Annotated in this window: 9 protein-coding genes and 1 pseudogene; 2 read left to right on the plus strand and 8 right to left on the minus strand. The window is 71.5% G+C overall.

Annotation, left to right across the window (positions count from 1 at the left end):
• Window positions 1-20: 20 nt before the first annotated feature.
• Complete coding sequence (locus H5J30_RS12410; protein WP_258563277.1) at window positions 21-1,052, minus strand: DUF8094 domain-containing protein; 1,032 nt, start codon at window positions 1,050-1,052, stop codon at window positions 21-23.
• Between the two features lie 319 nt (window positions 1,053-1,371).
• Window positions 1,372-2,079: pseudogene (locus tag H5J30_RS12415) on the minus strand (glycosyltransferase family 2 protein); the annotation flags it as partial.
• Window positions 2,080-2,622: 543 nt separating this feature from the next.
• Here H5J30_RS12415 and H5J30_RS12420 point away from each other — a divergent pair.
• Window positions 2,623-3,369 carry a maleylpyruvate isomerase family mycothiol-dependent enzyme gene (locus H5J30_RS12420; protein WP_181787493.1) on the plus strand — a complete coding sequence of 249 codons (747 nt, stop codon included), beginning with the start codon at window positions 2,623-2,625 and terminating at the stop codon, window positions 3,367-3,369.
• Between the two features lie 13 nt (window positions 3,370-3,382).
• Complete coding sequence (locus tag H5J30_RS12425) at window positions 3,383-3,619, plus strand: hypothetical protein (RefSeq protein WP_181787494.1); 237 nt, start codon at window positions 3,383-3,385, stop codon at window positions 3,617-3,619.
• Between the two features lie 92 nt (window positions 3,620-3,711).
• Here the strand turns inward: H5J30_RS12425 and H5J30_RS12430 are convergent, their stop codons facing one another.
• The 6 genes from H5J30_RS12430 to H5J30_RS36645 form a co-directional block, all read right to left on the minus strand.
• Entirely contained in the window at window positions 3,712-4,251 is a 540-nt protein-coding gene (locus H5J30_RS12430) for a hypothetical protein (RefSeq protein ID WP_181787495.1), read from the minus strand.
• A gap of 24 nt (window positions 4,252-4,275) precedes the next feature.
• A complete protein-coding gene (locus H5J30_RS12435) occupies window positions 4,276-4,827 on the minus strand; it encodes a hypothetical protein (protein ID WP_181787496.1) in 552 nt (183 codons plus the stop codon).
• Window positions 4,817-5,590, minus strand: coding sequence for a hypothetical protein (locus H5J30_RS12440; RefSeq protein ID WP_181787497.1), 774 nt, complete (start codon window positions 5,588-5,590; stop codon window positions 4,817-4,819). Before H5J30_RS12440 ends, H5J30_RS12435 begins: the two co-directional genes overlap by 11 nt.
• Window positions 5,591-5,608: 18 nt before the next feature.
• Entirely contained in the window at window positions 5,609-6,088 is a 480-nt protein-coding gene (locus H5J30_RS12445) for a hypothetical protein (RefSeq protein WP_181787498.1), read from the minus strand.
• Between the two features lie 181 nt (window positions 6,089-6,269).
• Window positions 6,270-6,443 (minus strand): hypothetical protein, encoded by a 174-nt coding sequence (locus H5J30_RS36640; protein ID WP_258563278.1) that lies wholly within the window; start codon window positions 6,441-6,443, stop codon window positions 6,270-6,272.
• Between the two features lie 182 nt (window positions 6,444-6,625).
• Window positions 6,626-6,838 carry a hypothetical protein gene (locus H5J30_RS36645; RefSeq protein ID WP_258563279.1) on the minus strand — a complete coding sequence of 71 codons (213 nt, stop codon included), beginning with the start codon at window positions 6,836-6,838 and terminating at the stop codon, window positions 6,626-6,628.
• Window positions 6,839-7,135: the final 297 nt, after the last annotated feature.

Raw genomic sequence — 7,135 nt, forward strand, 5'->3', positions numbered from 1 at the left:
CGCGGTAGCCCTCCGTACGGCTATGCGCGGTCCGTCGGTGCGGAGCCGACGGGCGGGCCGGAGGCATCGGTGCGGGCGCACGTGTAGCCGATCAGGCGGGACGGGGCCGCCTGCGCCGGCACGGTGGCGGCGTCGATGCAGACGAACGTGTAGGTCACCGACGTGCGCGGGATGCCGTGCAGCCAGGCGTTGTCGTCCTTGTCGGGGTTGATCTGAAGCCCGGAGTGCGCGACGGCGTCGGTCTGCCTGTGCGTGTGGGCGAACAGCACCAGTGCGCCGCCGTCGGCGGTCTCCAGCGCGTAGGCGTCCTTGAAACGGTTGGCCCCCGCGGCGAAGGAGGTGGTGCCCGACTCCCCGAATTTGCCGGTCGTTTCGTCGTGGACCTTGATCTGCTGCTTGCTGGCCTTCGTCGGGTGGAAAACCTTGTCGCCGGTGTTCGTCCCACCGGTCGCGAAATTGTCGATCACCGCGGTGCGCAGCACGTCGGCGTCGGCCGCGAGGCGCTTGTTGCCGGTGGCGGCGACCGCGATGGCGTAGCCGTCCTTGTCGAGGGCGACGTCCGGCAGCGTCGTGCCGTTGAGGTCGACGACGGAGACCAGCTCCCAGACGGAGACCAGCTCCCACCGCTTGTCCTTCGGCTGCTCGGTGAAGACGGCGATGCGGCTGGGGTCCTTGCCCTTCTCGCCGGAGAGCGCGGCGGCGAACCAGCGGTCCTGGCCGGCGGTGAAGCGCGGGACGTACAGCTTGGCGCTGGAGGTGTCGTACGACCACGGCTTGTACGGTTTGCGGTCGGCCTTGGGCAGGCCCTCGGTCTCGGTGTAGTCGGAGACGGACATCGCGTACATCGGACCGTCTTCGACGGTGTCGAGCAGAGCGCGGTCACGGTGCTCGTTGGCCTCGTTGTTGATCTTCGAGTAGTGGGTGATGACGGCACGGGCCTGCGTGTCACTGAGCGCGGGCACCGGCTTCGGCGCGGCGGGCGTGGTGGGGTTCGTCTTCGCGGTCGGGGCGTCGCCGCCGCTGGTGCAGGCGTTGGCGGCCCCAGAGAGCAACGCGGCACAGACGAGCAGGGGCAGGGCGCGGCGGGCGGTGTGGATGGGTGTGCTCCAGGGGGACTCGGGCGGGTTCAGCGGGTGCGGGGGGTGCGCAAGGTGCGCGGCGATTGGTGCGGCAAGCGGTGGCGGGTGGACGACTCCGGTCCCTGCTGCGGGTCTGGGGACGGGGCGGGGCGGGGGCTGGTGCTCAGTTCGGTGCCCGGGGCTTTGGTGCGCCGGCAGTGGACCGGGAGCGGTGCTGGGGCGGCTGGGTACGCATCGCGGTCTTCGGGCGGCGGCCGGCAGGTGCCCCGATGGGCGGGGTCCTGGGGGTGTTGACGGCCATGTTCAGGCTGGCGCCGAACCGGTGCGCGAACTGCCGCGCCGACGTCTCCAGCTGGTGATACGAGTCCTGGGCGGTCATCTGGCCGGCGTGCTTGCGGTAGCGGTAGACGGGGACGGGCAGCAGGATTCCGTCGGCAAGGCAGGTCACCGCGAGGGTGCAGTAGTCCTCGCCTTGGACGAGGCCGCCCATGGGTGCCGCCCGTACCAGGTCGGTGCGGGCGAGGATGGTGGTCGGGCCGAGCGGGATCGTGTCCGACGGGTCGGGCCAGAACCGCCAGACGTCCCCGGCCCGGTGCCGGCCGGGCGGGGTGGGGCACCGCCACAGGGCGGTGGTGCCGTCCTCGTGGAGGTCTTCGCTGTATCCCGCGCACCACCCCACCCCGGCCTCCTCCAGGGCGTGCAGCCGCACGGCCATGGCATCGTCGGTGAACTCGTCATCGTCGTCAGCCCAGTTGACGAACTCCGTGCGGACCTCGTTGAGGGCGAGGTTGCGGGCGCACGCGGCGCCGACATGCCGCGGCAGCGGCAGGGAACGCACGCGCGGGTCGGCTGCGAATGGTTCGGGCAGCCGGGCGGGCTCGGCGCCGTCGAGGGCGATCACCGCTTCCCACGGCACCGTCTGCCGGGTGAGGCTGGCGTGCATGGCGGTGAGGTAGTCCAGCCGGCCGGGCTGCGCCCGGGTGGCGATGACGACCGTGATCTTGGCGGGGTCGGACGCGGACAGGGGTTCTCCAGGGGGTGGCGCTAGGGACGGGAGGAGCGCGGGCCGACGGCGGGGTGCGGTCCGGCCGGGGTGGTGGGCACCGGGGGCGACGCGGGGCGAGTGCGTATGGCGGGCGGACGTCCGGGCTTCCAGAGCTGGGGGAAGTCGCTGAACGGCGGTCCGCGGGTCGGTGTTCCAGTCCACGATCGGCCCGCGGTCTGGGTCTTCCGCGTGCAGGTTGATGACCTCGATGCCGTGGGGGTGCAGGACGTATCCCCACTCCGGCCCGCCGGTGGTGCTCGGCGTGACGAGGCGGCGTGCCGCTGGCGCACCGCTCGTGTCGATCACGTTGGCGAGTGTGCGGCTGGGTTAGTCGTCTTTGATGGCGCTCGTTGAAATCGGCCATCCCGTGCTCGGGGGTGGGACACACCTGCTCGCTTCGATTCCCCACCTACAGAGCGCTCCGCGACCGTCGCGTATACGACCAGGAGCGCGGTACGCGCGTGACGCCTCCAGTGCCGGCAGGGCAGAATCCGGCGCATGCGCACGACCGCATACATCGACAACCTGAAGCGCGAGGGCGAACTGCTCGCGGACGCCGCCAAGCAGGCCGGCGAGCACGCCCCCGTCCCGACTTGCCCCGGCTGGACGACGGGCGACCTGGTCCGGCACACGAGCACCTTCCACCGCTGGGCGGCCCGCATCGTCGCTGAGCGGCTGCCCAGGCCCGAACGGGAGGACCCGATGCCTCGGGCGCCGACCGGTGCGGCGCTGCTGCCCTGGTTCCGGGACGGGCACGGCGCCCTGGTGCAGACGCTGCGGACGGCCGACCCCGAGCTGGACTGCTGGATCTTCCTGCCCGGCGCACCGCCGCCGCTGACATTTTGGGCGCGGCGGCAGGCCCACGAAACGGCGGTGCACCGCGTGGACGCCGAGTCGGCGCGAGGCGGCGAACTCTCGCCGCTGAACGTGACCTTCGCGGCCGACGGTATCGACGAGCTGCTGACCGGCTTCCACGCCCGCCCGAGGAGCGCTGTGCGTACCGAGCACCCGCGTACCGTACGGGTGCGCCCGACCGACTCGGACGCGATATGGACCGTACGGCTCTCCCCCGACGCGCCCCCGGCCACCGAACGGTCCGCGATCGGCCTGGCCGACTGCGAGCTGGCCGGCCCGGCGCAGGATCTCTACCTCCTGCTGTGGAACCGGCTGCCGCTCGACGCGGTGACCATCACCGGCGACGCCGCCCTCGCGGAGCTATGGCGCGAGACCTCGGGAGTCAGTTGACGACGTTCACCCGGTGCGCAGCAGCCGCTCCAGCATCGCGCGCTGGAACGGCCGCACCTCGCGGTACAGGTCCCCGGTCGGCGTCGGTGACACAGAAGATGACGTTGCCGATGTCAACCGACTGAGGAACGAAGAGCAGCACTGGCCGATTTCAAAGATCCTCGTCATCTCCGCCGGTCAGCGCGTGACGCAGTTCTTCCGGGGCGCCTTGCAGGAGGTCGGTGCCGAGTTCTGCCCAGTCGGGTGCTGAGTCCGGCACGTCGTCGCCGTCGTAGGGACGTAGACGCCGGCGTATCCGGCGTCGGTGGGGCGGGCGATGAAGGAGCGCGTGGCCACCAGGGTCTACCGTCCACGTGTCTGGCCGGCGGAGGCGGCATCCGGCGAAGCCGGAGGGAGTCCTGAGGGCCGGCCTGGTGCCGGGGGCGGAGGGGCTGGTGCGGGGTCGTACTCGGCGCGCAGGCGGGCGAGGTCGGCTTCGTCCGCGACGGCCAGCACGTCCCGGGCCCGGCTGGCTGCGGCCATCAGCAGTTTGGGCGGGGAGCCCGCGGGGGCGTCGCGGTGCCGGTTGCGCCACTGGGCGGCCTCGACCAGGCAGTCACTGACGGCCTGCAGCACGGGTGCGGCAGCATCCAGCAGGTGCTGGGTGACGGCGCTGACCTCGGCCGGGCTCTGGGCTGCTGCCAGTGCCGAGCGATAGGCGGCCAGGTCGAGTTCCGGCAGGGCGCTGTCGGGCAGCGGGTGGTCGGCCAGGAACGGCGCGGCGTCGGCCTGCGCCCACGTGATCAGGTCGAGACGGGTGGCCGTGTGGTGTTTGGCGGCCTCGATCTGTTCGGTGTCACGGCCGACGTTGTCGTAAGCCTCGAAGTCGGGGTGCGAGAACAAGAAGTCTCCGGGTCGGGGTGGTGGTCAGGGGGAGCGGGCCGGCCCTGGCCGGTGTGGCGCGGGAGGGGCAGCGGCGGCTGGGACCGGGGGGGCCTGCAGGGTGTGAAGGTGGTCCGCGGCCTGGTGGAGGCGGTGGGAGGTGGCCGCGAGGTGGGCGTGGGCGGCCTGGATCCAGTCGAGTTCGACGGGCGTGGCCCGCTTGGTCCGGTTCCCCACCGAGTCGAACGGCGCAGTCTCGTCGATCGCCCGGGCTCCGGCCGGCGCGATCACTTCGCCGAGCGCGGCCAGGGCACGTCCCGCCGAGGCAGCCGCCAGTGTCAGCTCGGTGATCACGAACCGTTCGAGGGCGGTCCTCCGGCCGCCCGCGCCGGCGATGCGGGTCATGTCCGCGTCGTGGATCAGGCAGGTGAGCAGGCGCGCGATGGCGTGCGCGCTGTCGTGGAGGTCGCACAGGCGCGGGGGGTGGTAGGGGTCTGCGAAGGGCACAGCATCGGCCGTATAGTGGGTGCGCTCGGCGAGGGTGCGCAGATGGTAGATCGCGCCGCGAACGGCGCCCGGACGATGGTCAGCGGGCACGCGGAGGGCGTTGGCCCCGCACCTGGGGCGGGGTAGCGGCTGGTCCTGCCGGTGTGCCGGCGGTCCGGAGGTTCACGCCGATGCCCGCGGACGTCAGCGCGTGGGCGACCGCCTGCAGACGCCGGGCCTGTTCGTCCCCCGGGTACTCGGCGGACAGGACGAAAGCATCCCGGTGCGGGAAGTAGCAGAAGCCGGCCATGAACAGCGCGCCGCGCGCCTCGGGCGGAACCTGCGTATACGGCGCCCCGAAGGTCCCGTCGGGATACCAGGTCAGGGTCACGACCTTGCGGACCGGGCGCGGCGCCGGCAGCCGGGGCGGGGCGGGCCGTTCGGCGACGTGGCGCCGCAGAGCCTGCAGGGCTGCGGTGTATGCGGGCAGGAGCCGCCGGGAAATCAGGGCCGCGGCGCGCACCGGATCGGCGGGCACCGTGATGCCGCTGGGCCCATCGATGCCGTCGAAGTGGTGCTCCATGATCGCGCCGTCGTCGGGTGCGAGGGGAGCGATGACGAACTCGGCGGACTTCAGCGGCCGGTGGGTGACGTACAACTGCTGGACGCCGGGTCCGTGCATCACCGCATCGTCGATGTGGACGTACTCCTCGATGAGGGAGGCGGCATGGCCGGCTTCGTCCCATAGCCGTTCGAGGATGGAGTAATGCTCCGGGCCGGTGGTGGCGGGGTTGAACCGGATGGTCCAGTGGCCGGGAAGCCGGCCGGCCACGGCCGGGGCGAAGGCGGTCAGGTCGGGACGGTGCGGGGGCATGGGTACCTGCGCATGAGGTCAGGGACGGCGCGCAAAGGCGGCGGAGGGGGCGGTCGGGGCGGCATCGCGAGACGGCCCGGTTCTGTTCTGCAGCCGCCGGTGCTGTGGGGTGGTGGCGTGCTGGTAGGTGTGGATCAGGTCCTTGAGGTGTTCGATGGCGTCGGCTCGGCGCGCGGCCAGGATGTCGAGGGCCAGGGCGCTGTTCTGCAGGATGCCGAGCGAGTTGATCTGCATGCGTCCCTCTGCGACGCGGTGGAGATCGTCGGCAGTCCGCTCGGCAAGGGTGGTGAGCTGCTTGTGTACGTCGTCCAGGCGGCGGGATGCCATCACCACCAGCTGAGCGAGCATGTCTTCGGCGCTGCCGGGGGTGTGGAGGTGACGCAACTGCGTGTGAGTCGTGGCCAGGCGGGCGACGATCGCTTGCGCTCCGGGGAGGTCGTCGCCCTGGCGGCGCGCGGCCGGAGTTTCCGTCCGATCGGACGCGCCCTCAGCAGCCACGGCTGCTTTCCCGCGCGGTGGGCGCACGGGGCGCTGGCCTCGGGTGAGCGGCGCCGGGCTTCGGCTTGAGACAGGGCTCGTCGCCGAACTCGTAGGCGGGGGTTTCCGAGTTGCTGTGGTGGGCTTGGTGCTGCAGGGGATCTCCTTGCGGGGATGCTGGAGGTGGTCGGCGGCTCGCGGGCTAGCGGCGGGGACCGCTCGGGCCAGGTGGCGGCGGCGCGGGGCTCTCGTGCGGGGAAGGCTTCTGGATGAAGCGGTGGAGGTCGAGGTGCTCGTCGAGTTCCTTGGCCGCGTCGCGCAGCAGTTCTGATGCACGGCGCAGATGGGCGCGTGCGGATGCGTGCTGGATGACCATGCGGTTGTCTCGCTCGACCCGGTCGGCCGGGCCGGAGGAGCGGTGCAGGAAGTGGGCGATCTCGGCGGTCTCGGCGAAAAGCGGTGCGGCGTGGCTCGCCTTGGTGGCCGCGGTCGCGAGGCGGCCGAGTACGGCGCGGCCTGCGCGGTTGGTGCTGTGGGGGCTGCGGGCGAAGTCGGCTGTCAGCCGGGTGACTTCATGGGAGAGGTTCTGCGCGTCGGCGGCGTGACGAGCAGCTCCGCGTAGGAGGGCGTGTCCGGCGCACGGCCGTCGGCGTTGAGCAGATGTGTCCGCGCGCTTGCTTCGAGGAGTTGGGACGTGAGGGTGTCGAGCGCGCGGATGAGGCGGAGGGCGTCGGTGCGGGGTATCAGTTCGCGCTGCATATCGGGACTCACGAGCCTCCTGCTAATACTGGGTAGAGAAGTGAAGTCGGTCGCGCAGGGAGTTCTAGTCGCAGCGCGGATGATTCTGCCCCGGAATGCACTGACTTGAGTGTCGTTGCAGTCGAATCTCGGGAGGGGTCCCGTGGCGCACGGCGTAGCCTGGTCGATCCGTCGAGCGCAAGCGGGGTGACACCTTCAGTGGCATGGTCAGACGAGTCCCTGAACAGCCGCGCACGGAGAAAGAGTCGACCATGGACCTCGGAGGGCGGAGCCCACTGCCTCCAGCCCCGAAGGTCAGCAGAACTGCAC

The sequence above is a fragment of the Streptomyces phytophilus genome (genome assembly GCF_013870535.1).
In the GTDB taxonomy this organism is placed as follows: Bacteria; Actinomycetota; Actinomycetes; order Streptomycetales; family Streptomycetaceae; genus Streptomyces; species Streptomyces phytophilus.

Coding starts and splice junctions, on each gene's coding strand:
- H5J30_RS12440 (WP_181787497.1), bottom strand. CDS start 5,590: ATGCCCCCGCACCGTCCCGACCTGACCGCCTTCGCCCCGGCCGTGGCC.
- H5J30_RS12420 (WP_181787493.1), top strand. CDS start 2,623: ATGCGCACGACCGCATACATCGACAACCTGAAGCGCGAGGGCGAACTG.
- H5J30_RS36640 (WP_258563278.1), bottom strand. CDS start 6,443: ATGGTCATCCAGCACGCATCCGCACGCGCCCATCTGCGCCGTGCATCA.